This is a genomic window from Antrihabitans stalactiti (assembly GCF_012932915.1).
In the GTDB taxonomy this organism is placed as follows: Bacteria; Actinomycetota; Actinomycetes; order Mycobacteriales; family Mycobacteriaceae; genus Antrihabitans; species Antrihabitans stalactiti.
The window spans coordinates 418,358-443,671 of sequence record NZ_VCQU01000001.1; the positions used below are offsets into that span (position 1 = coordinate 418,358).

The following is a 25,314-nucleotide window of genomic DNA, read 5'->3' on the forward strand; positions in this document are numbered from 1 at the left end:
TTTCGCTCGGAACGACCGACGGATCGGATAGCCATGAAACTCCCCGCCCTCGCGGACGCACGGCGCAAGCTCACCAAGACCAATGCGGCGTCGTGTCTGCTCGTCGCCATAGCGGTGCTTTTCACGGTGTTGTCTGTTGCGCTCCTGAAGAGTCATCACACCAGCGAAGACCAGCGCGCCGGAGACGCCGCGATTCTCAGCGCTGCCCGATCGGGCGTGACGGCCATGATCTCGGTTCGCGACACGTCCGCTGCCGACGATGTGCAGAAGGTCCTCGACCAATCGACGGGCATCTTCAAAAAGGACTTCGAGGCACGGTCACAAGCCTTCATCGGCATCGTCCAGCAAGCAAAGGTGGTAACCCAAGGCGACGTCGTGGCCCAAGGTATCGAGTCACGCGGCGATGGGTCGGCGACCGTGCTCGTCACGGCGACCTCGTCGGTAACCAACGCCGCAGGTGCCAACAACGAATCACGGAGCTGGCGGCTGCGGGTCACAATGTCCGACGACGAGGGGCAGTACAAAATGTCGAATGTGGAGTTCGTGGCATGAATGTTCAAGCTATCGAGGAACTTTCGCAGGAAATCCCCGAAACGGCAGCAGAGGAATCCGCACCGAGCAAGCCGCGACGGAACAGGGCGCGAAATGCCCTCGCACTGAGTGTGTTTCTCGCAGTCGCGGCCGCCAGCGCCTGGGCGTACCTGTTCTTCGTCACCAGGCCCGCAGATGACGCGATCGATCAGGCAAGCCAGCAGGCTGCAGTAGATTCAGCCGCGTCCGCTGCCACGGCGATACTGAGCTACAAATCCGACACCGTCGACGCCGACCTCGACGCGGCGAACAGCTTGGTCACCGGCACGTTCGGCGATTACTACCGGACCTTCACTCGCGACGTAGTCTCCCCCGCCGCCAAGGAGAAGAAGATCAGCACGTCGGCAACCGTTGTCGGCAAAGCGATCTCGGACTTCAGTGAGGACAAAGCGGTTGTGCTCGTGTTCGTGAATCAATCGACGACCACCGCCGAGGTCACCCAACCGACCACCACGACAACGACAATCCGCATCGAGGTCGAACGGCACAGCAGCAAGTGGCTCGTGTCGAAATTCGACCCCGCCTGATCACCGAGAGACGGTTACTTCATGATCATCGATCTGGTCGACCCAATTCAGTACATCGTCAAAGCAATCGCATTCTTGCTCTTCCGCGGACAGCTACCGCCGGCGTGATCGTGACTCTGATCTGCGAGCATCTTCCGGAACCTGCGAATACGAGCGAACGGTTCGTTCGAACTCGTCGAACAGTCGATGCAACTCGTCGCGGTCGACCGGATTGCGCAAGGACTGCGCTCCTATCAGCAGGCTGACGCCCATCAGCGACAGTAGTTCCGCCTTCGCGTCGTCGGGAACAAGAGTCTTCACGACTGCGCGTAGCGCTGCTACGCGCTCGTCATCGACGCGGCGCTGAAACTCGGCGACAAGGGGGTCGCCGTTGCTCCAGGCGCGAATCGCGGCCTCCGACTCGTGCGGAAGTGTCGTAGAGAGCTCCTTCATCGTGACGATGCGACTCAACGGGTCGTCCTGCTCGTTCGAGACTTCCTCGATGCGAAGGGTTTGCTCTTTTTCCCAGTTGGTCAGCAGCTGCGGCGTGAACTCCGCCCAGCTACCGAAGTAGTTGTAGAACGAACCGGTCGTGACCCCGAGCATCTTGCACAGCGTCGACATCTTCAGCGCGTGATGACCCTCCGTCGCAAGAATCTTCATCGCGCCCTCGAAGTAGTCGTCACGCGTCACAGTCAGATGCACGTGCTTCTGCCTCTCTCGTGAACCTCGTGGTCTGCCGGGATGTTTCCAGTGTCCACATCTTAAAGGTCACGACACCGACCCAGCCGACCCGCAAACGTAAGCGTACGCAGCGGGTGGCGTCAGTTCTCCCCTGCTCCCAGCGGCGGATTCGTGCCGAGCGGCACGTATCCGGAAGGGTCGCGACAGGCGTCGACGTCTGGGGCCCGGCGACCGGGCACCTCCATACACGGAAAGTTGCGGGCGCCACGGGCCACGCTTGGATCATCCTGGGGCACTGCACAATACCCCGGTGCATCGATGCCGACCGGAAGGTAGTCGGCGCCCGAACGACGCTGATCGGGCGGAATGTAGCCCGTGGTGCACGGCGGCGGCGCGTTGACACCCAGGTTGAAGTCGAGGTTGCCCATGTTCGGCTCCGACCCCCTGACGACGCTCTGGATCGCTGCCGCCATGCGCGGGTAGATGACCAATATCTGTTCCAAGCTCAGGTTGTAGATCCGCAGCACATCTGCGACCGAGTTCACGTTCGCCAGGGTGGTTGGCAGCGTCGGAGCGATGCGACGGAACAAGTCGGTCGTCTCGATGGCGGCAGGCGTGCCATGGTCGATCAGACCGCGCAGCCCTGCGTCGTTCGCAGCGACCGACGTCGTTATCGACTGGAGGTAACCACTCCACGCATGAATGCTTCCGGCTGACGCGACCTGGGTATCCAGTAGCGGACCGGCATTGTCGATCAACGACAGCGTCGGCGCGAGATTCTTCTGCCCCTCGTCGAGGAAGTTGTTCAGTCCATCGAGAATCTTCTGAATGTCATTGCCGGAGTTACGGAAAGCTATGCCGCTCTCGTCGATCAAGGTTTGCAGATCGGGACGGGACACGTCTTGCAATGCGGTGTCGAGCGTGGAGACCAGTTCGCTTGTGGAGGTCGGAATCGATGTGCTGACGATGGTATCGCCATCCCGCAGGTACGGGCCCGAGTCCGATTGCGGCAGCAGTTCGATGTACTGCTCACCGATCGCCGACCGACTGTGCACCTCGGCTGCGAGATCGGTCTTCGGGATGTCGACGCTGTCGTCCAGATACATCGTGACGACCACCGAATCGCCCTTGATTCGCAGGTGATCGACGACGCCGACGTGGACGCCGCGGTACGTGACGTTCGACTTCTCGTACAGACCTGCACCAGACGGCAGCACCAGCTCGACCGTGCTGCGGCCGAGCCCCACCATCGCCGGCACCCGTAGGTATTGACCGACGATCCAGCCGACCGAGACAACGGTGATGATCGAGAACGCGATCAGTTGGTAGCGAACGAATTTCGAGAGAAGCATCAGTTACCGCCTTGCCCGGGAATGTTCAACGGTGTGATCAGCGGATTGCCTTGGATCGGTGGTATCGGGGGCAGCTGCCCGATGAGACCACCGAGCGATGCCAACTGGCCGATGGCGGGCGTGCCGGTGAGCAGCGCGGTGTCGAGCCGCTTGGTCGTCAGATCCAGGTTCAGGAAGAGATTGGCGAAGTCGCCTTGAACGGCGTTGCGATAGGTGTTGAGCGGAAACGGCACAGTGGCCAGCAGCGAAGCCGACGACGGCAGCGCCGGGCCGGCGTCCGCGAGACCGCGCAGGGCAGGTTCCAGGGCTCGCAGATTCACATCGAGATCTGCTCGACTGCCGCTGATCACGCGGTCCGCAGCACCGGCGAAGTCGCCGATCGCAGTGATGGCGTTGGTCAAGTCGTCGCGCTGCTTGTTCAGGGTGGCGAGGGCGGGATCGAGCGTACGCAATCCGTTGTCGACGATGACGCGGTCGTCGGCAACGACTTTCGCGAATCGATCGATCCCTTCGAGCGCGCGGATGATGTCGTCGCGTTGATCGTTGAGGCGGCGCGTGAAATCTTCGACGTTCGTGAGCAGATTGCGGACGACGTCTTCACGACCGCCAAGCGCCTCGCCCACCTCGCGGTTGATCTCCTCGAGCTTGCCGACCCCGCCGCCGGTCAGCAGGACAGACAGCGTCGACAACGTCTGCTCGGTTGTCGGGTACTCCCCCGCCCGTTCCAGCGGGATTCGATCGCCGTCGTGCAGTTTCCCTGCCCCATGCTCGGTCGGCGCGATGAGCTCCAAATGCGCCGAACCCAGCAAGCTCGTCACGCCAACCTTTGCAGACGTGTTCGCGGGCAGTTCGACGTCAGGTTCAAGCGAGACCGACACCAACGCATGGTCGTTTTCGACCCGGATTCGGCGCACCGTTCCTACGTTGACGTCATTGACTCGAACGCGGGCATTCTCGGTAAGTGTCGACACGTCGGGCATCTCGATATCGACGGTCCACGAACCTTCGCCGGTACCCACCGTCCCAGGTAGAGCCAGCTGGTTCAGTCCGGTCCAACCGCAGCCGGTCAGAGTGGACCCAATTATCAGGCCGCACAATACGATTGCTGATCTGCGCGCGAGAACGCTCATCGTGCACCCACTTCCGGGAGTCCGGGCAACAACAGACCCGGCAAGCCGGGAACGACGGGGGCCGGCGGCGGAATCCGCAGCTGGGAATCTCCGGCAGTCGGCACAGGGCCTTCCAGTCCCGGCTCGCTGTAGTCGATCTGATCCGGTGTGGCCCCGATCGAGTTTCCGATCACTGCACCGAGCGGAACATAGTTGAATGCAATGGTTTTCAGGAGCGGGCCAAGATACTGGATGCACAGATTGGTGGCCTCCTGAGCACCCTGCTCTCCAGCCGCAGCGATGGCCGAGCAGATGAACTGGACAGGATTCGAGAAGTTCGCCAGCGACGGTGCTCCGGTGAGCGAATTCTGGGCGGGTTGATAGATGTTGCTCAGGTTCACCAACCCCGTGGGCGCGACGTGCAGGACTTGTTCGAGGTCGCGCCGTTTGTCCACCAGCGCCTGGGTAGCAGATCCGAGTTTGGCTACGGCAGTGTCGATTCCGTCTTTGTTGTCGACCACGAACTGGTGGATGTCGATAACCGCTTGATCGAGGTCGGCGACGGCAGCGCCCAAGGACGTCTCGCTCTGAGCGAACAATTCGGTGACCGAGGCGAGGTGATCGTTGAAGGCCACGATCTGCTGGTGACTCTGTGACAACGCATCGACCAGCACCGACAAGTTACGCACCATGGCGAACAGATCGGTTCGGCCGTCCGACAGCGTGGTTGTTGCGCGTGCGAGATTGGCCAGAGTCTCGCGCAGAGTCGCCCCGTTACCGCGCGCATTGTCCGCAGCATCGGTGACGAACTCGCCCAGGCTGCCGGTTTCGATGACGCCGCTGTCCGCTTGTGGCCCTAGTGTTTTCGTCAGTCGCGCGAGCTGTTCCTTGATCTTGTCCCATTCGACCGGCATCGCCGTGTGGTCTTCGGAAATGGTGCCGCCGTCGGCCAGGGTCGGCCCGCCTGTGTAGGCAGGAGTGAGCTGCACGAACCGCGTCGTCACCAGCGTCGGCGCGATGAGGACCGCTTGGACGTCAGCAGGCAGCTCCCACTTCTTGTCGATTCTCATGTGGACGGCGACCCGAGTGCCTTCGGGTTCGATTTTGTCGACCGAGCCGACATCGACACCGAGAATCCGAATGTCGTCACCCGGGAACAGTCCGACTGCTGCAGGAAAATAGGCAATCACTCTGCGCGAGGTCAACTTCGGCACAACGACGTAAGCGAGGACCGCGAGCACAGCGAGAATGCTCGCGGTCGCTACAGCGGTGATGGTCTTGCGGTTCATGCTCATCTCGGTCCGTCCGTATGGGCCGGTGGGGACGGAACGCGGCCGTCGCCGAGTGCGGCGTCGATGAATGGCTGAATGACTTGGCCGGGAATGAGGTTGCCGACGTAGGCATTGAAGAACGGTCCGCTCCCGACTGCGTCGTTGAGCGTGCGCGCATAGCGCGCCAGACCTGGTAGCGCGGCTTCGAGCGATGCCTTGTTCCGCTCGAGCATCTCGAGGACCCGATTGACCCGTTCGAGCGTCGGACCGAGTTGCTCACGGTTGTCGGCGATGAGTCCGCTGATCTGCGCAGACACGAACGACAAGTTGCTCGTGAGTTCGGCGATCGCCGAACGCCGCGCGTCCAGTGCGGCGAACAGCGTGTTGCCGTCGACGAGCAATGCGTCGATCTGATGGCTCCGTTCGGCCAGCACTCCCGTGACCGCCGAGCCGTTGCTGAACAGCTTCTTCAGCAACTCGTCTCGCGAGCCGAGCGAATCAGACAGTCGCGCAACACCGTCGAGGGCCGTGCGTAATTCCGGCGAAGTGTCGTCGAGCACGCCCGCTGTCGCGTGGAGTGCGTCCGACAGTTGCTCGGTGTCGATGTCTTCGACGTTGGCGGCGAGCTTTCCGAGTTCGGTCGGCAGGTCGTACGGCGTGCGGGTGCGTTCGAGCGGAATCGCGGTGTCGGCATCGAACCGACCTTCGTCGTTGCTCGGAACCAACACGATGGCCTTGGCGCCGAGTACCGATCGTGTGCGCATCTGCGCGCTCGGGTTCTCCCCGAGGTCGAGGTTGTTGCGGACCGACATCGTGATCGCGACGTCGGTACCGCGCAGCTCGATGTCGCGCACCGAGCCGACGTCGACTCCCACGAATTCGACCTTGTCACCGGTCTTGATACCGCCCGCGTCGGCGAAGATTGCGCGGATCTCGTGCCGCGAGTCGAGAAACGGCAGTTGATCGTAATTGGATACCGCTGCGACCGTCGCAAGAATCAATGCGATTCCGACGACCCCGGTACGAATGGTGTTTCGGTTCTCGAAGCGTCTCATTGCGGCGTCACACACCTGCCCTGTTTCTGCTGGACGAGCTTGGTGATGATCGGCTGCCCACCTGGGCCGTCGATCTTGAGCGTCACAGCGCACAAATAGAAGTTGAAGAAACTGCCGTAGGAACCCAGCTGACTCAACCGCTGATACGCGTCGGGTAGCTGCGTCAACACGGCCTCGAGCTGCGCGCTACCGTCGTCGAGAACCGTTGCTGTGCGGTTCAATTCGTTGACGTCCGCCCTGATTGCCGGGCGGTTGTCGAGGAGTAGGTCCGACACTGTTGCTGCACCGTCGTTGATTCGCACCAGTGCGTCCGAAATCGGAGAACTCCGTTGCGAGAGTGTGCCGACGAGCTGCTGCAGTTGGTCGATGATGTTTGACAGTGCGGCGCTGTCGTCGCCGACGGTCTGCAACACGGTGCCGAGGTTGGTGATCACGGAGCCGATCAGCTCATCACGGTCGGCGAGCCGGCTGGTCAGCGCGGCGACCTGCTGCAGAATCCCTGTGATCGTTCCGCCTTGCCCCTGCAGTACCCGAAGGAGTTCGCCGGAGAGCCGGTCGACCTGCTCTGGCTGCAACGATCTGGTCAAAGGCGCGAGCCCGCCGAGCAACGCGTCGATGTCGAGAGCGGGCTTGGTCTGGCCCGTGCCGAATGTGGCGCCTTCTGACATTGGTTCGGCGATGTTGGCGCCGTTGACGACTTCGAGATAGCGGTCGCCGATGAGGTTCGAATACCGCACCTGCAACGTCGCGTCCTGTGTCAGCCGAATACTTTGCGCTACATCGAATTTCACGCGCGCTATGCGATGATCCAACTCCACTGACTGGACTCGTCCGACATCGACGCCGGCGAGGCGCACGATCTGGCCGGCTTTCAACCCGGACGCGTCGGCGAAGTCGGCTTGGTATCCGGTCCTGCTGTCGAGCCGTATCTGACCGAGCACCAGAATCAACATTCCGAGTACGAGAAGCATCGCGAGCGCAAATGCTCCGAATTTGACGACGTTCTTGGTCACCGCATACCTCCCGGTACACCGAACAACATGAAATCGAGGACATTCAGCTGTGCCGGCCTGTCGGTCTGTGCGTAAGGATTGACGCCGGTATCAGTCACGAGATAGTGCGCCGGTCCGTTGGCGATGTTCAGGCTAGGCAGCTCGCCACAACGAGGTCCGCCGCTCGCACCGACCTTCGGCAGGTCCCGAGGGAACCGGTAGGGCATGTCGCCCGCCAAGACCGTAGCGCTGATGTTGAAGCCGGGCACCGTGCCGCCGATGACCTTCTCGACATCGGCGCGAGCGTTGTCCAGACCTTGGAAGAAGCACGCGAATTCGGACGAATACTCCTCGAGCAGTTCGGTTGTCGGGCGCAACTGTCGCATCAGCAGCTCGATCGACTGCTCGTTCTGACCGAGCAGGTCATGGCCTGTAGTACCGAAACCAGCCGCTGCCACGAAGAATCGATCCAAGTCATCGACCTTTTCCACGACCGTCGAGCCGGTGGTCGTGAGTGCATCCACACTGGCCAAGACACTCGGCGCAACGTCGGCATAGAGATTCGCGACGTCTCCGGTCGCGACCAAGTCGCGTTGCAGATTGTCCAGACTCGGCCGCAGCGAGTTCAGGTATGAGTTCGCTTGGTCCAACGTGTGCCCGAACTGCTTGCCGCGGTTACGAAACGCATCCGAGATCGCAGTCAGTGTCGCGTTCAGGTCCTCGGGCGAGACGGCCTTCAGCACGGTCGTCAGCCGCTCGAACAGCGTGTTGAGTTCGGGTGTGATTGCGCGGGTATCGATCGTGTCACCGCCCGAGATAGCCTCCGTCACCGGCTGTTCGGGCAATGTGAGGTTGACGTATTTGGAGCCGAAGACGGTCGTCGAGTCGATCGACGCAGCCACATTCGCGGGAATGGCACCGGCCTGCTCGGGGAACAAGTCGAGTTCGATCACGGCGTAGCCGTCCTTCTCTTCGACCTTGCCCACGCGGCCCACCTGAACGTCGAGAAGCTTCACGCGTGCACCTGGTTCAAGGATCAGGCCCGAACGTGGCGTCAACAGCGCGACTTCGACGCTCGTGACGAAGGCACCACGAAACTGAGCGCCGACGAAGATCGCCACCGCGACGATCATGGTGACGAAGACGGCGCCTGCAGTCGTGTAGTGCTGGGTCGGGCGCCCTCGCCGCCGTGTTGCCGCGCTCATCCGGCGAAGTTGAAGTTGCCCGACACGCCGTAGACGGCCAGGGAGACAGCAAGAGTGACGAACACGACCGCGGCCAACGACGCACGGACCGCACGGCCAACGGCCTCACCGACACCGGCGGGCCCACCGGACGCGTTGTAGCCGAAGTACGAATGGATCAGCATCACAACGAGTCCCATCAGAATCACCTGCAAGAACGACCACAACAGATCTGTCGGATTGAGAAACGAAGTGAAGTAGTGGTCGTAGACACCACCGGATTGGCCGTAGACGACGATCGTGATCGTCCGGCTGGCCAAAAACGATGCGATGACCGCAACACCGTAGATCGGAACGATCGCCACCATCCCCGCAACGATGCGCGTCGATGCCAGATACGGCACCGACCGAACACCCATCACCTCGAGCGCATCGATCTCCTCCGAGATCCGCATTGCGCCCAGTTGCGCCGTCGCACCAGCCCCGATCGTCGCCGCAAGGCCAACTCCGGCGATTACCGGCGCCGCGATTCGGACGTTGACATATGCCGCGAAGAACCCCGTCAGTGCTTCCACGCCGATGTCGCCGAGCGAGCTGTAGCCCTGTAGCGCAACAACAGCGCCAGCCGACATCGTCAAGAAACCGCAGATCACGACTGTGCCGCCGATGAGCGCCAACGCCCCAGACCCGAGTGCGACTTCGGCGACCAAACGCAATGTCTCGCGACGATAGTGCTTGAGTGCGATGGGGATTTCGAAGATCGCGTTCCGGTAGAACAGCGCCTGTTTTCCGATCTCGTCGAGCGAGCGCTTCGAACCCTTGACCCGTGCAACGCTTTTCGTTCGGAATCGGTCTAGGTGACCCTGACGTCGAATCGCGATTGTCATCATTTACCTGCTGTCATCTTGATTCCAATGGCGGTCATCACGACGTTCACGAGAAACAACGCCATGAATGCATAGACGACCGTCTCGTTGACGGCTTGACCGACACTCTTGGGCCCGCCCCTGACGGTGAGTCCGCGGTAACACGCGATAAGGGCTGCGATAAGTCCGAACGCACCCGCCTTGACCTGCGAGATCACGAGCTCCGGTAACCCGGTCAACAGCGGGATCCCGTCGACGAACGCACCAGGGGTGACGTTCTGAAAGAACACCGAAAACACGAAACTACCGGCTATGCCGATCGCACAGACGAGCGAGTTGAGCAGGACCGCGACCAGCATGGATGCCAGCACACGCGGAGAAACCAATCGCACGACCGGATCGATTCCGAGTACCTCCATCGCATCGATCTCCTCGCGAATCGTGCGCGAACCGAGGTCGGCGCAAATCGCGGTAGCGCCCGCTCCGGCAACGACCAACACCGTCACCACCGGCCCTACTTGGGTGACAGCACCCAACGTCGCGCCAGCGCCGGCGATATCGGAGGCCCCGAACTCGGCGGCCAAGATGTTGAACGTGAAGCTGATCAGTGCCGTGAACGGCAGCGCCACAAGCAAAGTCGGGACGAGGGAAACGCGCACGATGAACCAGCACTGATCGATGAACTCGCGCCATTGGAACGGCCACACCACCATCCCCCGGAAGGCGTCGGCGGACAGCGCGAAGAACTCGCCGAGCGATCCCAGTGGGCGCAAGAGGACTTTCGTCATCGCCGATCCTCCGACTCCGCGGCAGCAGGAGATTGCGAGCGAAACCGATCACGTTGTCCAACAACGTGATTCATGATCCATGAGGTACGCAACACCTGTAGCGCTCCTTCGGTAGCCTTTGAGTTGAAAGCTAAGATAACCTACTTTATCCTTGATGTCACTCACAACTTCTAGATCTCAAACGCGCCACAGAAGGTCGAAGGTACGTCGATGAACACATGGCTGGTACGCGGTCTCGCTATGACAGGTGTGCTGACTCTCGCCCGCCTTGCGCTCGATGTGACGATGGAACAGTGGCCTGCTCACGACGTCGCGCTTCGCTACATCGGACTCTCGTGCGTGATCAGCATGGCTGCGACCTGGGGGTTTGCCGACGGTCGACGTAAGCGCTTGCAGTATCCCGATCGCCCTGAACGAGGCCCCGATCTGACGATGATCTGGCTCGCGGGTGGTGCGTTCGCAGGTTTCGCGACAGCGGCTTTGGCGTGGCTGCTCGGACAGAGCGGCAACTCGCTACTGTTCGAACTCACAGCCGGAGCGGCATGGTCGTTGTTGCTGGTATTCGTCGCCGCGATGATCGGTGCAGCCGTGGGCACGATTCGCGCCAATCGCCAAGCGCCGGCATAAATCTCGCAGCGCAACGGATCACACTGACTACGTCTGGAATTGATACCTAATATAGGTTATATTACGTCTCATGACTTCGACATTCCTCAAACCTTTCGACGCGGCGTGGTTCTACGTCGAGAAGGCCGAAACTCCAGCTAACGTCGGCCCGCTCCTCATACTGACGCCACCAGCCGACGCGCCCGACAACTTCATCAGCGGCTTCGTCGAACAATGGCGCCAGCACAAGACGTTCGCACCGCCGTTCAACTATCGCTTGAAGCGCAACCCGATTCCAGCGTGGGAGGTTCTGCCGGACGACGAGATCGACCTCGACTACCACCTTCGACACCTCGCCTTGCCAGCGCCCGGGGGCGAGCGTGAGCTCGGCATCATGATCTCCCGCCTTCATTCGCACCCGCTCGAAATGAAGCGCCCGCTATGGGAGTGCCATGTCATCGAAGGGCTCGAGGGTGGCCGGTTCGCCATTTATATGAAGTTTCATCACGGCCAACTCGATGGCGTCGCAACCGCTCGACTCTTCGAAGGATTTCTTACTCCCGATTCGTCTGCGCGCGGCATGTTGCCGCCGTGGGCTGTGGGCGTCTATGGCAATGGTGACCGAGAAGTGAAGCAGCAGAACACTACTCCCCGCGAGGGTGCCGGCTTCCGAAAGTCGATCAGCGGTTTCGCGGGAGCGACGAAAGCACTGATCCAGATGACCGCCAAACTCCGATCCGGCAGCGAAGCGGAACTGACCGGACCTTTCCAAGCGCCGAATACGATCTTCAACGGCCGCATCAGTGCGCAGCGTCGCTTCGCTACCCAGCAGTACGATCTGGCCCGCTTCAAGCGAGTTGCCAAGGCCGCCAACGTCACTGTGAACGACGTCTTCCTGTCGATCACGGGTGGTGCTATGCGCCGATATCTCTCAGAATTCGATGCGCTCCCCGAGCGGTCCGTCACGGGACAGGTCCCGGTCAACGTGCGACCGAGCGGCCAAGCGGGCGTCGGCAATCAGATCGCTTTCGTATACGCACGGCTGCGCACCGACATCGAGGATCCGATCGACCGACTCGCCGCAGTCCATTCGTCGGTGGCGGCAGGCAAGGCGCTACACGAATCCCTGCCGGCCGAATCGGTGGCACCGTTCACGATGCTGCTATCAGGTCCGTACATCGCCCAAACGATTCTCGGGCTCGGCGGGCGGGTATCCCCCGCAGCCAATCTCGTTATCTCCAACGTGGCCGGACCATCGGTTCCCCTGTACTTCAACGGCGCCGGCATCGAGGAAATGTACGGGCCGTCCGTGCTGTTTCACGGCCAGGCACTCAACATCACGATGTTCAGCTACGCCGGACGGGCGAACATCAGCTACACCGGTTGCCGCGACTCCATTCCTAGTATGCAGAAGCTGGCGGTCTATACCGGCGAGGCACTCGACGAACTCGAAGCTGCTGTTGGAGTTCGGAATCTGTAATCGAGAAGCGCTGCCTCTCGCCGGAACTCGATGCCTCAGGACGCGGCCGCGTCCCCTGCCATCCGACTCAAGATCACGCTCTCGTACTCGTCGAACAGCATGTCGAAGTCCTTCTTGGTGACCGGCGCACGCCACTGCTGCAGGCCGACAAGCAGCGTGATGCCCATGAAGGCCAGCCTGTTGGCCTGGCGTCGCGTGCGGACGCCGGGGAGCAGGATGTCGCTCAGAGCACGCTGACGCCGCGTATCGACGCGCTTCTGCGCCTCCGCGACCCGGACATTCGTGTGAGCCCAGGAGCGGATAGCGGCCTCCGCGTTGTGCGGTATTTGCGCGGCAAGATTCTTCATGAGATGCACGCGTTGCACCGGATCTGCCGGCGCATTGGATAACTCGACAATTCGGTCAGTCTGCGACTGCTCCCAGTAGACGAGAAACTCGTCCACGAAACCGTCGAGGCTACCGAAGTATCCGTAGAAGGATCCAGTGGTTACGTTGAGCGCCTTGCAGAGTGACGAGATCTTGAGTTTGCCTTCGCCCTCTTTTGCCAGCAACGTCATCGCCGCGTCGAAGTAGTCTTCGCGAGTCACCAGCAGACGCATTGCTCAACTCCTCCGTGGGCCGCGGATATATACATAATGATGTTTACATTTGAGCCGGCTATCCGTCAATTTCGCCTTGCGTGGCCGCTGAGATCACCGCGGCTTCGAACTCGTCGAACATGTCGTTGAAGTCCTGATCCGTGCGGCTCGAGCACAGGTGCTGCCACCCCACGAGGAGCGCCATCCCGATCACCGCGGCGTGCCGGGCGTCATCCGTTGTCGACACGATCGGGCGGAGGATCTCCGCGAGTGCCGCGACCCTCTCCTGGTCGAGCAGGCGCTGCAGATCCATCGCGCCGGCGTGGCTTCGCGCCAAGGTCCGGATGGCGGCCTCGGTCTCGTGCGGGACCGTCCGGGCCATTTCGCGAAGCCGAGGAAGGATCACCTCAGGCTCGGGTCCTGCCTCGATCAGCGCCAAGAGTCGATGATTCTGCCGTGACAACTGCATTCGGAGGAGTTCCGCGACGAAGTCATCGAGGCTGCGGAAATAGCCGTAGAACGACCCGCTGGTGACGTCGAGCGCCGCACATAACGAACCAACCTTGATGCTGCGCGGTCCCGCTGTCACGAGGATTTTCAGCGCAGCATCGAAGTAGTCTCCGACGGTGACGACGCGGTGCACGGGCGCTATCCGCCGACGGCAGGCTGAGCGGTATATCGCGCTACCAGAAGCCGTTTCATCATCTTTCCGGTCTCCGTGCGAGGCAACGAGGAGACGAAGTCGAGGGACTTGGGCGCCTTGTACGCCGCTACTTTCGTGCGAGCATGAGCGATCAGCTCGTCGGCAAGCTCGTCGGACGGAACTATTCCGTCGCGGAGTTGGACAACGGCCTTGACCTGCTCCCCCATCGCTGGATCAGGGACCCCGATGACGGCGACGTCGAACACTGCAGGATGCAGTGTCAGTACGTCCTCGACTTCCTGGGGATAGATGTTCACTCCACCGGAAATGATCATGAACGATTGCCGGTCGGTGAGGTAGAGATAGCCGTCCGAATCGACGTAGCCGATATCCCCGACCGTGGTCCAGTTGGCGTGCGCGGGATGCTCGGCCTGCTTGGTCTTCGCGAGATCCTTGTGATATTCGAACGGCCTTTCGGCGCGCTCGAAATACACGAGGCCCGGCTCTCCCGCCGGCAACTCGTCGCCGTCCTCGTTGCACACGTGGACAGGACCGAGCATGCTGCGACCGACAGATCCTTGCTTGGTCGCCCACTCCTGAGAATTGATGACCGTGATACCTGCGCCTTCGGTCGAGCCGTAGTACTCGATCAGAATCGGGCCCAACCACTCGATCATCGCCAGCTTGACGTCCTTCGGGCATGGAGCCGCAGCGTGCATCGCAATTCGCAGGCTGGAGACGTCGTAGGAGTTGCGGACGCCCGCGTCGAGCTGCAGCATTCGCACGAACATCGTTGGCACCAATTGAGCGACCGTCACACCGTGCTTTTCGATGGCGGCCAAGGCGTCTTCGGCCCGGAAACGTTCCATCACCACCACCGTCCCGCCGTACGCATGAACAGCCCCGCACCAGCGCAAAGGGGCCGCGTGATAGATCGGCGCAGGCGACAGGTAGACGTCCGCGGCGTTGATGCCGAACATCTGCCCGGCCAGTGCAGTCAACGCGTCGCCGGGTTCGTCCACCGCGATCGGAAGCAACGGCGGTTTGATTCCTTTGGGTCGCCCGGTCGTCCCCGACGAGTAGAGCATGTCACTACCACGGGGTTGCTCGGCCAGTTCGCGATCTCCCCCGCTCACGAGCAGGTCGGCATAGGAGCCGAAGCCTGCCAGTTCGCCCTCGAAGCTGAAGGCGTGTTCGATCTCGGGCGCGAGCCTTCGCACGTCCTCTGCCAGTGTCTCCAGACGACCGGATGCGATGAGAACCTTTGCGTCGCAATCTCGCACGATGTAGGCGGCCTCTTCGGCGGTGAGGTGGAAATTGATCGCCGTCAGGTACAGCCCCGAGCGAAGCGCTGCCCAATAGATCGTGAAGCATTCGACCGCGTTGTCGCTGAACATCGCCACGACATCCCCCCTCCGTAGCCCGAGGTCGGCGAGTGCGACGGCAAGTTGGCGGGAGCTGTCGTCGAGTTCGCGGTAGCTCATCTCGCGCTGCGAACCACTCATGATCACGGCTGGCTTCAGCGGCGTCGTACGAGCGTGGGTTCCGGGATACATGGAGGTCTCCATAGGTCGTCGTGAGGGCGGTAACAAATATAAGCTAACTTATGTTACAGGTTGGACAATCCGAAACCAAGGCTTGTTTTCAATCCAAATATAGCTTACCTTATGTTTAATCAACCCCGCCGCTACGTCGAAGGAAGAACGCGATGGCCCTCTTCATCTATCTCTCGATTTACGCGTTCGTCTTTGCGCCGATGGTGATTCCACCCGTCTGCAACGCGGTCAGGACGGTCGTCGAACTCCTCCGCATAAAGGCGCCATCGGGCGCACAGCGCTCCCCACGCTTCGCTGTCTGATGTCCACTGCACTGACAGTGTCCGCAGTACCCGGACCGAAGATCCGCGAATTCACGAAGGATCTACTCGTCCGACGGCGTCACGCCGCCGCGGACGGCGTTGCAGCACTCGAGCTCGTCGACCCCGAAGGCGACGCATTGCCGGCTTGGGAACCAGGAGCACATGTCGACCTGATGCTCGACGACAAACTGGTGCGGCAGTACTCCCTCTGCGGCGACTCGCGCGACCCGGACACCTGGCGCGTTGCAGTGCTGCTCGACCCAAACAGCCGCGGCGGCTCCCGTCACGTCCACGAGAACCTCACCGAAGGCACGACGATTCGAGTTCGCGGCCCTCGCAACCACTTTCCGCTCGTCGACTCGCCACGATACCTGTTCATCGCAGGTGGAATCGGGATCACTCCGATGATGCCGATGATCGATTCCGCAGCCCGTGCTGGAAGCGAGTGGAAGCTCGTCTACCTCGGCCGGCAGCGCACGACGATGGCGTTTGCCGAGGAACTGTCGGATGTCTACGGCGACCGCGTCGACCTGTGGCCGAACGACGAGAAGGGCTTGTTCGATTTGGCCGCGGCGCTCGAGCATCCCGCGGATGGCACTCTTGTCTACTGCTGCGGACCCGAGCCGCTGCTTTCAGCAGTCGAACAGCATTGCGGCCACTGGCCGGACGGCAGTCTCCACATCGAACGATTTGCAGCCAAGGCGCCTGTCGTCGAAGCCGAACCGACGGCACTGGACGCGTTCCAGGTGGTGTGTCAGCGCTCGGGAACCACAGTCGACGTGTCCGCAGGCGAGACGATCCTCGAAGCGCTCGAAGACGCCGATATACCGATTATGTCGTCATGTCTGCAAGGTATCTGCGGCACGTGCGAAGCTACAGTCCTGGAAGGCACTCCCGATCATCAGGACTCCATGCTCACCGACGCCGAACGGGCGTCCGGAAACGTGATTCTGACGTGCGTGTCTCGTTCGCGCACCGAGAGGCTGGTGCTGGACCTATGAACGCGAACTATCCCGAGAAGTGCTGGTACGTGGCCGCTACCTCCACGGAACTCGGCGATGCCCCATTGGGGCGCCGGCTACTCGGACACGACATCGTCCTATGGCGCTCCGACAACGGACAGGCCGTCGCACTCGACGACCGCTGTGCACATCGCGGATTCCCCCTGTCGGACGGCAGGTCCGACGGCGACCACCTCGTCTGCGGGTACCACGGCTGCACCTACGGACCCGACGGTCGTTGCGTTCGCGTTCCGACGCAGGATCACGTACCACCAGGCATGAGAGTCCGGGCCTATCCAATCCTGGAGCAGTCCCCCTTCATCTGGATCTGGCTCGGACCGCCGGCTGCGGCATCGAGCAGCCGACCGCCTCGCACGCCGTGGCTGAGCGATGCCAGTTGGTCCACGTTTACCGACAGCTGGCTCGTGCAGGCGAACTATCTGATGCTGCACGAGCACTATCTCGACTTCTCCTACGCGCCAGTACTTCACAGCGCAGACGTACCGCCGGGCATGGACCGTCTTCCGGGCTTCGACGAGGTCGAGGTCACCGAGACAACCGTGTCCTACATACGCCGGCTCCCGGAGGCACCGCTCGCCCAATGGGAAGCCGACGCAACCGACCTCGATCCCTCGCGCAGCTACTCCCGTCGAGAACGCGGCACCTTCGTCTCGCCTGCGATGCACATCCAACGATGGGAGATCGACGACGGTGCCGACACCTACGCGCACGTCAGGACGCACGCGATAACTCCCGAGACAGCGACCTCGACACACGTGTTCATGCAGGCGTCGCGCAACTACGCGCAGCAAAGCGAGACTGTGACAACGGTATTGCAGTCCTTCGCCGCCGAACTCGTGCGCCGCGACTCGGCTGTCCTCGAGATGGCCGCAGCCCGGGTCGGCTACGACGGCTGGCGATCAGGCGTGGAGTTCCAAGCCGATGCTGCCGCGTTACGCGCTCGACGCATAGTCGCGGTGATGCTCGCCAAAGAGGCCGGTCGCTCCACCGTGCGTCCCGGGCTGCTGAGAACGAAAAGCTCTGACAACAAACAATTCTCCTGAAAGGAACTCCGATGACCAGCACAAAGAATTTCACCGACATCGACCTCGACACGCTCGACCTGACCGACCTTTCCTACTTCGAGGACGGTCCCCCGCACGAAATCTTCGCCCGAATGCGCGAAGAGGCAAGCCCGCATTGGAACGCCCTGACCGGCGACGAACCCGGATTCTGGTCGTTCACGAAATTCGCCGACATCCAAGCCATCAGCAAGGATCCTGCCACCTTCTCGTCGGCGCGCGCCGGAGTCTTCCTCACCACCCGTGGAGCAACTCCCGTCGAAGTACTGCGTGAGGTAATCCTCGGCATGGATCCGCCGCGCCACACCGCGCAGCGCAACATCATGCAGGTCGTGTTCACACCGAAACTGATGCGACAGAAGGAAAACGACATCCGCGCCATCGTGACGACGCTCATCGACGACGTGATCGAAAAGGGCGAATGCGACTTCGTCAAAGACATTGCTGTCGAACTGCCACTTCGCGTGATCGCCGGCATGCTCGGCGTCCCCCAGGACGATCGTCGGCAGCTCTTCGAGTGGACGAACAAGCTGTCACATGCAGCCGCAACGTCGGATCCCGAGGAGGGGCTCGGCGCTCTCATGGAGATCGGCGGCTACCTCACGGGCATCACGGCCGAACGAAAGGCCAACCCTGCCGACGACCTGATCTCGCGGTTGATCACCGCGGAAGTCGACGGCGAGAGTCTCTCGGAGCAGGAAATCACCTTCTTCTTCGGCATCTTGATGTTCGCCGGGAACGACACCACCCGAAACACCGCCTCGGGCGGCTTGCGGGCGTTGATCGAGAACGATGCTGAACGACAGAAGTTGGTCGGCAATCCCGCCGCGATACCGAACGCGGTCGAGGAAATGCTGCGCTGGGTTACACCCGTCCTCTACTTCTCCCGGACCGCGCAGTGCGACACCGAAGTCGGTGGACACCCGATTCGTGAAGGCGAACGGGTTGTCATGTGGTACCCGGCCGGATCGCGGGACCCGCAGATGAATGCCGACCCCCAACGGTTCGATGTGTCGCGTCAGAAGCCGATGCATCAGGCATTCGGTGGCGGCGGACCGCACTTCTGCCTGGGCAACGCCCTCGCGAAACTCGAACTGCGAGTGCTCTTCGAAGAACTGATGCGGCGCGTACCCGACATGCAGTTCGCAGGACCGATCACCCGATTGACGTCGAACTTCTCGAACGAACTCACCTCGATGCCGGTCACGTTCACCCCCGGCACGCGCGAAGGCACAGGGTCAGTCGCATGACCACCACACCGCTGCGCGGCCTGCGTATCGCCATCACCGGCGCCGGTCGCGGCATCGGCCTCGCCACGGCCAAGGAGCTCCGCCAGCGTGGGGCCACTGTCGTCATCGGCGATCTGGACGCGAGCGCCGCCGCCTCAGCTGCTGCGACGCTCGGATCGGACGTCGAGGCGTTCGCTCTGGACGTCTCCGACCACGAGTCGTTCGCTGCGTTCATCAAGCAAGCCGCTGCGGACGCGCCGATCGACGTCCTCATCAACAACGCAGGCATCATGCCGATTGGGCACTTCCTCGACCAATCCGCCGAGGTTCATCGCCGTGCCGTCGAAGTCAACGTCATGGGTTGCATCTACGGCATGCACCTCGCCCTGCCCGCAATGATCGAACGCGGTTCGGGACACATCATCAACATCGCCTCGGCGGCTGGAAAGTCGCCGGTGCCCGGCGGCCTCACCTACTGCGGTACGAAATCGGCCGTCATCGCGCTCACGGAAACAGCTCGCGTCGAATTCTCCGGTAGCGGCGTCGAATTCACCTGTGTCATGCCGAGTTTCACCAACACCGAGCTCATCGCCGGGACGACGGCGACGAAGCTCGTGCCGATCGCCGAGCCATCGGATGTCGCTCGCGCAATCGCAGGCGCGATCGGCAAACCCAAGGCCGACGTATACGTGCCCAAGCTCGTAGGGACGCTACTTCGTCCGCAGCCGCTGATGGGACGTCGCCTGCGCGACATCGTCAATCGCAAGCTCGGTGCCTACAACACCTTCCTCGACTTCGACCCGGACGCGCGCGCCGCTTATACCCGCCGCATCACCGAGTCGTGATCCTCCAAAGCAATCGAGAGACTCACATGAACGACACTGCCACAACCGAATCCGCAGCCGACGTCGCCGACGGACCCAGCCCGGCAGAGGAGGTGAGACGGCTACGGGCAACCTTCGCGACAGGGCGGACCAAACCCCTGCGGTGGCGCCTCGATCAGCTGCGCGCGATCGAGACCATGTTGACCGAGGGCGAGTCTGCGATCGCCGCAGCGCTCGCCGAGGACCTCGGCCGCCCTGCGAACGACACGTTCCTCGGAGACATCGCCCCCACCGTCGCCGAGGCCGCGTTCGCCCGGAAACACCTGCACCAGTGGGTCAAGCCTCGCCGCGTAGGTCTGCCGCTCTCCCAGTTCCCCGGCCGGGCGTGGTACGAGTACGAGCCATTGGGCGTCACCCTGGTCATCGGACCGTGGAATTATCCTGTCTATCTCACGATCGCTCCACTGGTGGCAGCGATCGCAGCCGGCAACTGCGCTGTGATCAAGCCTTCCGAACACGCGCCTGCTACTGCAACGGTCATCGCAGACTTGGTCGGGCGGTATCTCGACACCGACGCAATGACAGTCCTTCAAGGCGGACCCGCAGTGACACAGGAGATCCTGGCCCAGGGCCTCGATCACGCCTTCTTCACCGGAGGCACGGAAGTGGGAAAAGCGGTCATGGCAGCAGCGGCGCCGCACCTCACGCCGGTCACTCTGGAACTCGGCGGCAAGTGTCCGGCTCTCATCGCGTCCGACGCTGACCTTGATGTCGCCGCTCGTCGTATCGCATGGACCAAACTCATGAACTCTGGGCAAACCTGTATCGCGCCTGACTACCTGTTGGTCGACGCGTCAGTGCGCGAGGAGTTTCTTCCGAAACTCGCGAACGCCTTCCGTGAACTCAGTCCACAGGGCGACGGTGGACGCAATATGCCGATCGTCACTGCTCGGCATGCCGAACGCCTTGCCGGTCTGCTCGGAAATCACGGTGGTCGAGTCTTGCTGGGCGGCAACGCTACTCCTGCCGAACGCAAAGTCGACCTCACTATTCTCGTCGATCCCGAACCCGAATCCCCGGTTATGAAGGAGGAGATCTTCGGTCCAATATTGCCCGTGTTGAGCGTCGAGTCGGCTGACGTTGCGATGCGCACTATAGGCGCCGGACCGAAACCATTGGCCGCCTATGTATTCAGCGAGTCCAAGGCTCTGCAGCGGCGTTTCCGCGACACCGTCAGTGCCGGTGCTGTCGTGGCCAACCACGCCGCGATGCACGTTCTCGCACCGGAACTTCCATTCGGCGGCGTCGGCAACAGCGGAATGGGCACCTACCACGGCAAATGGGGATTCGAGACGTTCAGCCACCGCAAGGCACATCTGAGCAGACCGACCCGCCCGGATCTTCGGATCGTCTACCCACCGTACAACAAGCTCACCCAACGGCTGCTGCGCTTCATCTTCTGATCAGACCTGTTCCGCTACACCAGGACCGCGACGAACCGCCAATCCAGGACGGGGCGCGGTTCGGCGTCGGTGTCCGCCGAGACCTCGGACCGCAGATGGACCAATCCCCCACCTTTGGACAGGGGCGCGACGCGTTCGACGGTGATCCGACTTCGGAGGGTGTCGCCTTCGAACACGGGCCCCAGGTGGTCGCACCCGTGCCAGGCGGTCACTGTTGCAATCCCCGGCAGCGAACGCGCTGCCTGCGCGAGCGCGAGTCCGATGGTGTGACCGCCGTACACGAGGCGTCGCCCACCGGCAGCACGTGAATCATGATGAACTTCAGCGATATTCAATGTCAGACGGGCTAGCTCCGGAGCGGAGCTCACCACGTCGGCACCCACGGCGTCCCAGGATGTCCCGGCAACGAGATCCGATAGTCGAGGACCCCGCGCATCCTTCGAGAATCGGGCGAAGTCCCAGTCGGCGACAGCCGCGCCGAAGAAGTCGTCGCCTTCCGCACGCCCCACCTCGGAAAGGTCGTCGCGGTGGCCAGTCTGAATCGCTTGGTCGCGCAACGGAATCATTGCGCATCGGTAGAAATTGAGGACCGGGCGATCCTCCTGGTCGACAGTGACCATGTGCAGCGCAGCCAATCCGGTGGCGCCACGGCCGGGCTTCGGCTGGTTCTGGCGCAGCGCGACCACCGAGGTCGTCGTGCGCAGTGTGTCTCCGATGGCGGGTGCTCGACGAAAAGCGAGCCCACGGTAGAAGAGATTCGCTTTGACATGCCTGGTTGCGACCGTCGACTGACCGATTGCAACGTTCCACACGAGCGCAGGATGAGCTGTCGGCGATCGTCCGACAACTTGTTTCGCCAGCGCAGCGTCAAGCGGTAGTTGCAGCCGGTCACCGAGTATCGCCTGATGAATTGCCGCACACCCTTCCGTCAAAGTGAAGGCTGGGGCGTCGGTGAACTGCTTGCCCACCTGGAGGTCCTCGAAGTACGGTCCGGGCGCACCGATCGTTGTCGTCACGTCAGTCTCCGCCCGTCCGTGCCAGAATCCGGCGCGCCCACACGGCGACGGCTTCGTCGATCATCTTGCCGTTCAGCGTGACCGCACCGATCCCGTCGCCATGACTCTGCCGCAGAGTGTCGAGCACAGCACGTGCGTAGTCGACGTCTGCGATACCTGGAGTGAAGGCTGCGGTTGCGAATTGTGCTTGGCGAGGATGAATTACCCACTTGCTGTCGAAACCGAGCCGACTGGCGTGTTCGACGCTGGCCGTGAAATCCGCGTCCACCTCGACACCGAGGTACGGTCCGTCGATCGCCGCCAACCCTGCGGATCGCGCGGCACTGAGCACCGTCTCCTGCACGAACAGCCACTGCTCGGGTGCTGTTGCAGCATCACGACCGATCGACGCGGCCATGTCGGCGTACCCGATGACAAGGGCGTTCAGGCGCTTCGAGGATCGTGCAATCTCGCGCACGCTCACCAAACCCGTTGCGCTCTCGATAATGGCCGCGATCGCTGTCGGTTCGCGGCGACCGGCCGCGGCTTCTGCACCGGTCAGCAGTCGGTCCACGAACTCGATGTCGCCAGCACATTCGACTTTCGGGATCATGACCGTCGACGGCCCTCCCAGTCGTGCGCACTCGATCAGGTCGAGGTGACTCCACGGCGAGCCAGGAGCGTTCACTCGGACGCTGATCTCGGCATCGGGCACAGTGGCGATCGCCGCGATCAGGCCCGCACGTGCGGCGTCCTTCTCGTTCGGTGCGACCGAATCTTCGAGGTCGACGATAATCCCGTCCGCACCCGCCCCGGCCGCCTTCGCGATCAGCTCAGTCCGCGACCCCGGAACCGACAACCACGACCGTCTGTGCCCAGTAGCCATACGATGCACCATCCTCAATCGCTAATTTAATCTATATTAGACGATTCGACCGGACTCGGGTACGGGCCGGGGCAAGTTCGAATGACCTACAATTGAATGATGGCTAGAAAACCCGACGCACAACGTGACGACTCCAAATCAGCCCGCACGCGCGAGCGCATTCTCGATGCAGCCGCACAGGTGCTGAGCAAGAAGGGCTACTCGGGAACACGATTGACGGATGTGGCGGCAGTTGCCGAAATACAAGCACCGGCCATCTACTACTACTTTCCATCGCGCGAGGACCTGATCGAAGAGGTCATGTGGGCCGGCATCGCCGAAATGCGTAAGTACGTGATCGCTGCTCTCGAGGCCGCTCCGGCCGAAGCGACGCCCATGGATCGGATCATGATCGCCGTCGAAGTCCATTTGCGGCATGAGCTGAATATCTCCGACTACACAACAGCGTCGATCAGGAACTCCGGCCAGGTTCCGGAGAAAATCCGGTCGCGGCAGAAGGCAGAAGAGGCAAAGTACGGCGAGGTCTGGAAGAAGCTGATCCGTGACGCAGCCGCAGAAGGCGAAATTCGCCCCGAGCTGGATCTCCGCATCGCGCGCATGCTGATCCTCGGTGCGTTGAACTGGGCGGCGGAGTGGTGGAATCCACGCCGAGGATCGCTCGACTTGGTTGTCCGCAACGCCCAGTCCATCATCCAGTCAGGGATCGGCACCGCCGCCCCGGCGGCGGCCCCCAAGCCCGCCCGCACCCGCCGCGCAGCAAAACCCACACCGCAAGAAGCGGACTTGTCTGCCTAGCGGTCGGCGATCAGATCAGGAATGTGGAATTCCACTCGGATGGCGAGCGCTTTTCCACATTCGCATCGAGCGGACCGCCCCCGAGCGGGCGGCTATTCGGCTCGCCACTGGGGGGCGATGCTTGCACAACCACCCACTCGACCTGGGCACACCTTCGCTTATCGGTCTGCGACAGGAAACTGCTGCACGATCTCGTCGACGACGATCTTGGCGGTTTCGGCACATGCCGTGGTGCCGCCGTTCGCATACTCCTTGACCCCGTCGCCGACGTTCCACAGACCAGCGATCGGCGTCGTGTTGGGTAGGTCGAAACCCGCGACGGCGCGCTGCGGTGGCCAACCATCGCGAGTGACAGCAGTCGACAGGACCCTCGCACGAGTGTCGAAGCCAGGGATTTCGTCGCGCAGATCGTCGAACAGCAACGCGGTCTCCGCCTTCGCATCGAAATCACCCACTGCCGGCTTGGGCACGGCTGCTGCGACGTAGAGGTTCCAACCAGCAGGAGCCATTTCCGGGCACACGTCCGTGAAGTTGGCGATGTAGGCCATGCGGCGGCTCTTTGCGAAGCTGAGCATTCCGGGGACGTCGATGAGCCGCTCCTGACTCGCGAAGTTCACTGCGATCATCGAGCACGGCCGATCGCCACGTCGCACCATATCGAGGTAGTCCGCCGGGAATGATTCGCCACCAACAAGTTTCACCGTTGCGGCGGGACCCACATCGCTCACGACCACCGGCGCCGTCACGGTCACCCTTTCGCCGCCACGATCGACGACGACGCCCGTCACCTTGCCGTCGACGACGGATACCGACTCGACCGAGCTCCCGAGCCAGATCTGGCCGTGATTCCCCTCGATCGACTCAGCCAGTGACCGCCACACACCGATCGAGCCCTCCGGATGAAAGCCGAATCTCTTGAAAGCACTCTTGCGAGTGAAGTAGGTGAGAAAGACCCGGGCGGGCAGTTCGTCCGAGCTCACAGCAAACACCGACGCGCACATGTTGCGGAAGATCCCGTGCACCCCTTCGTTCTTCGTGTACTTAGCAACCCAGTCAGCAGTGCTCAGCTCATCCTCGGGCAGACCGGAGTCGTTGCGGGCGGCTCCGATTCCCTTGACCAGCTTCGCGCCCTGGCGCGTCAGCTTGCCGAGCAGGAAGCCCCAACCGCCGCCGGTGACGTCGATATCCTTGCCGCCGATGCGGTAGAGAATCGGCGGATTCGGTTCCCGTATCTCGAATTTGGCACCGACCTCGGTGAACGTCTGCTCGGTGATCCCACCCACTTCGATCACGATCGCACCGTTGTTGACCTTGAAACCGTCGATATCGTCGGTTGACGCCCGACCACCGACCTTCTCCAACTGCTCGACGACCAGAGTGCGATAGCCCTTATGCGCCAACCGCGCTGCCGCGAACAGGCCACCTGCTCCGGCGCCGATCACAATCACGTCATAGTCGTTGTTCGTCATCGATGAA

26 protein-coding genes are annotated in these 25,314 nt (G+C 62.0%); 11 read left to right on the forward strand and 15 right to left on the reverse strand.

The genetic code is table 11. The features are described 5' to 3' along the window. Window positions 1-33 precede the first annotated feature (33 nt). Both FGL95_RS02090 and FGL95_RS02095 read left to right on the forward strand, forming a co-directional pair. On the forward strand, window positions 34-552 hold the full coding sequence (locus tag FGL95_RS02090) for a hypothetical protein (RefSeq protein ID WP_169584512.1): 519 nt from the start codon (window positions 34-36) through the stop codon (window positions 550-552). Next, entirely contained in the window at window positions 549-1,118 is a 570-nt protein-coding gene (locus FGL95_RS02095) for a twin-arginine translocation pathway signal (RefSeq protein WP_169584513.1), read from the forward strand. The genes FGL95_RS02090 and FGL95_RS02095 overlap by 4 nt, the downstream gene beginning before the upstream one ends. A 93-nt stretch (window positions 1,119-1,211) precedes the next feature. On the opposite strand, the gene FGL95_RS02100 is transcribed toward FGL95_RS02095, so the two are convergent. The 9 genes from FGL95_RS02100 to FGL95_RS02140 form a co-directional block, all read right to left on the reverse strand. Beyond that, window positions 1,212-1,802 carry a TetR family transcriptional regulator gene (locus FGL95_RS02100; RefSeq protein ID WP_169584514.1) on the reverse strand — a complete coding sequence of 197 codons (591 nt, stop codon included), beginning with the start codon at window positions 1,800-1,802 and terminating at the stop codon, window positions 1,212-1,214. A gap of 119 nt (window positions 1,803-1,921) precedes the next feature. Continuing rightward, window positions 1,922-3,133 carry an MCE family protein gene (locus tag FGL95_RS02105; protein ID WP_169584515.1) on the reverse strand — a complete coding sequence of 404 codons (1,212 nt, stop codon included), beginning with the start codon at window positions 3,131-3,133 and terminating at the stop codon, window positions 1,922-1,924. Beyond that, entirely contained in the window at window positions 3,133-4,263 is a 1,131-nt protein-coding gene (locus tag FGL95_RS02110; RefSeq protein ID WP_169584516.1) for an MCE family protein, read from the reverse strand. The genes FGL95_RS02105 and FGL95_RS02110 overlap by 1 nt, the downstream gene beginning before the upstream one ends. After that, the gene (locus FGL95_RS02115) at window positions 4,260-5,531 is read right to left on the reverse strand and encodes an MCE family protein (protein ID WP_169584517.1); all 1,272 of its coding nucleotides are present in this window, start codon (window positions 5,529-5,531) and stop codon (window positions 4,260-4,262) included. Before FGL95_RS02115 ends, FGL95_RS02110 begins: the two co-directional genes overlap by 4 nt. A 2-nt stretch (window positions 5,532-5,533) precedes the next feature. Next, a complete protein-coding gene (locus FGL95_RS02120; protein ID WP_169584518.1) occupies window positions 5,534-6,568 on the reverse strand; it encodes an MCE family protein in 1,035 nt (344 codons plus the stop codon). Then, a complete protein-coding gene (locus tag FGL95_RS02125) occupies window positions 6,565-7,581 on the reverse strand; it encodes an MCE family protein (RefSeq protein ID WP_169584519.1) in 1,017 nt (338 codons plus the stop codon). The genes FGL95_RS02120 and FGL95_RS02125 overlap by 4 nt, the downstream gene beginning before the upstream one ends. Continuing rightward, entirely contained in the window at window positions 7,578-8,765 is a 1,188-nt protein-coding gene (locus FGL95_RS02130; protein ID WP_169584520.1) for an MCE family protein, read from the reverse strand. The genes FGL95_RS02125 and FGL95_RS02130 overlap by 4 nt, the downstream gene beginning before the upstream one ends. Then, entirely contained in the window at window positions 8,762-9,634 is an 873-nt protein-coding gene (locus tag FGL95_RS02135; protein ID WP_420838006.1) for an ABC transporter permease, read from the reverse strand. The genes FGL95_RS02130 and FGL95_RS02135 overlap by 4 nt, the downstream gene beginning before the upstream one ends. Further along, window positions 9,631-10,398: an MlaE family ABC transporter permease gene (locus FGL95_RS02140; protein ID WP_169584522.1), complete on the reverse strand. Its 768-nt coding sequence runs from the start codon at window positions 10,396-10,398 to the stop codon at window positions 9,631-9,633. Before FGL95_RS02140 ends, FGL95_RS02135 begins: the two co-directional genes overlap by 4 nt. 210 nt (window positions 10,399-10,608) lie before the next feature. Between FGL95_RS02140 and FGL95_RS02145 the strand changes: the two genes are divergently transcribed. Next, a complete protein-coding gene (locus FGL95_RS02145; RefSeq protein ID WP_169584523.1) occupies window positions 10,609-11,025 on the forward strand; it encodes a B-4DMT family transporter in 417 nt (138 codons plus the stop codon). 70 nt (window positions 11,026-11,095) lie between these two features. Then, entirely contained in the window at window positions 11,096-12,484 is a 1,389-nt protein-coding gene (locus FGL95_RS02150) for a WS/DGAT/MGAT family O-acyltransferase (protein ID WP_169584524.1), read from the forward strand. 35 nt (window positions 12,485-12,519) lie between these two features. Here FGL95_RS02150 and FGL95_RS02155 read toward each other — a convergent pair whose 3' ends face one another. From FGL95_RS02155 to FGL95_RS02165, 3 genes are read right to left on the reverse strand one after another with little or no spacing between them, the layout of a single operon-like run. Next, window positions 12,520-13,083 (reverse strand): TetR/AcrR family transcriptional regulator, encoded by a 564-nt coding sequence (locus FGL95_RS02155; protein WP_169584525.1) that lies wholly within the window; start codon window positions 13,081-13,083, stop codon window positions 12,520-12,522. 58 nt (window positions 13,084-13,141) lie between these two features. Further along, complete coding sequence (locus FGL95_RS02160) at window positions 13,142-13,705, reverse strand: TetR/AcrR family transcriptional regulator (RefSeq protein WP_169584526.1); 564 nt, start codon at window positions 13,703-13,705, stop codon at window positions 13,142-13,144. A 5-nt stretch (window positions 13,706-13,710) separates the two neighbouring features. Continuing rightward, window positions 13,711-15,261, reverse strand: coding sequence for an acyl-CoA synthetase (locus tag FGL95_RS02165; RefSeq protein ID WP_169584527.1), 1,551 nt, complete (start codon window positions 15,259-15,261; stop codon window positions 13,711-13,713). Window positions 15,262-15,413: 152 nt separating this feature from the next. Between FGL95_RS02165 and FGL95_RS02170 the strand changes: the two genes are divergently transcribed. The 6 genes from FGL95_RS02170 to FGL95_RS02195 are packed head-to-tail and all read left to right on the forward strand — an operon-like array spanning window position 15,414 to window position 21,162. Beyond that, on the forward strand, window positions 15,414-15,563 hold the full coding sequence (locus FGL95_RS02170) for a hypothetical protein (RefSeq protein ID WP_169584528.1): 150 nt from the start codon (window positions 15,414-15,416) through the stop codon (window positions 15,561-15,563). After that, window positions 15,563-16,564: a PDR/VanB family oxidoreductase gene (locus tag FGL95_RS02175; protein ID WP_169584529.1), complete on the forward strand. Its 1,002-nt coding sequence runs from the start codon at window positions 15,563-15,565 to the stop codon at window positions 16,562-16,564. Before FGL95_RS02170 ends, FGL95_RS02175 begins: the two co-directional genes overlap by 1 nt. Then, window positions 16,561-17,628 (forward strand): aromatic ring-hydroxylating oxygenase subunit alpha, encoded by a 1,068-nt coding sequence (locus FGL95_RS02180; protein WP_169584530.1) that lies wholly within the window; start codon window positions 16,561-16,563, stop codon window positions 17,626-17,628. Before FGL95_RS02175 ends, FGL95_RS02180 begins: the two co-directional genes overlap by 4 nt. 11 nt (window positions 17,629-17,639) lie before the next feature. Beyond that, a complete protein-coding gene (locus FGL95_RS02185; RefSeq protein ID WP_169584531.1) occupies window positions 17,640-18,896 on the forward strand; it encodes a cytochrome P450 in 1,257 nt (418 codons plus the stop codon). Further along, window positions 18,893-19,720: an SDR family oxidoreductase gene (locus FGL95_RS02190; RefSeq protein ID WP_169584532.1), complete on the forward strand. Its 828-nt coding sequence runs from the start codon at window positions 18,893-18,895 to the stop codon at window positions 19,718-19,720. Before FGL95_RS02185 ends, FGL95_RS02190 begins: the two co-directional genes overlap by 4 nt. Before the next feature lie 26 nt (window positions 19,721-19,746). Continuing rightward, window positions 19,747-21,162, forward strand: coding sequence for an aldehyde dehydrogenase family protein (locus tag FGL95_RS02195; RefSeq protein WP_169584533.1), 1,416 nt, complete (start codon window positions 19,747-19,749; stop codon window positions 21,160-21,162). 14 nt (window positions 21,163-21,176) lie between these two features. Here the strand turns inward: FGL95_RS02195 and FGL95_RS02200 are convergent, their stop codons facing one another. After that, window positions 21,177-22,178: a hotdog family protein gene (locus FGL95_RS02200; RefSeq protein ID WP_169584534.1), complete on the reverse strand. Its 1,002-nt coding sequence runs from the start codon at window positions 22,176-22,178 to the stop codon at window positions 21,177-21,179. Between the two features lies 1 nt (window position 22,179). Next, window positions 22,180-23,043 carry an HpcH/HpaI aldolase/citrate lyase family protein gene (locus tag FGL95_RS02205; protein ID WP_169584535.1) on the reverse strand — a complete coding sequence of 288 codons (864 nt, stop codon included), beginning with the start codon at window positions 23,041-23,043 and terminating at the stop codon, window positions 22,180-22,182. Window positions 23,044-23,139: 96 nt separating this feature from the next. Here FGL95_RS02205 and FGL95_RS02210 point away from each other — a divergent pair, with 96 nt between their 5' ends. Continuing rightward, window positions 23,140-23,838: a TetR/AcrR family transcriptional regulator gene (locus FGL95_RS02210; protein WP_206071380.1), complete on the forward strand. Its 699-nt coding sequence runs from the start codon at window positions 23,140-23,142 to the stop codon at window positions 23,836-23,838. A 158-nt stretch (window positions 23,839-23,996) separates the two neighbouring features. On the opposite strand, the gene FGL95_RS02215 is transcribed toward FGL95_RS02210, so the two are convergent. Beyond that, complete coding sequence (locus FGL95_RS02215) at window positions 23,997-25,307, reverse strand: phytoene desaturase family protein (RefSeq protein ID WP_169584537.1); 1,311 nt, start codon at window positions 25,305-25,307, stop codon at window positions 23,997-23,999. Window positions 25,308-25,314 lie beyond the last annotated feature (7 nt).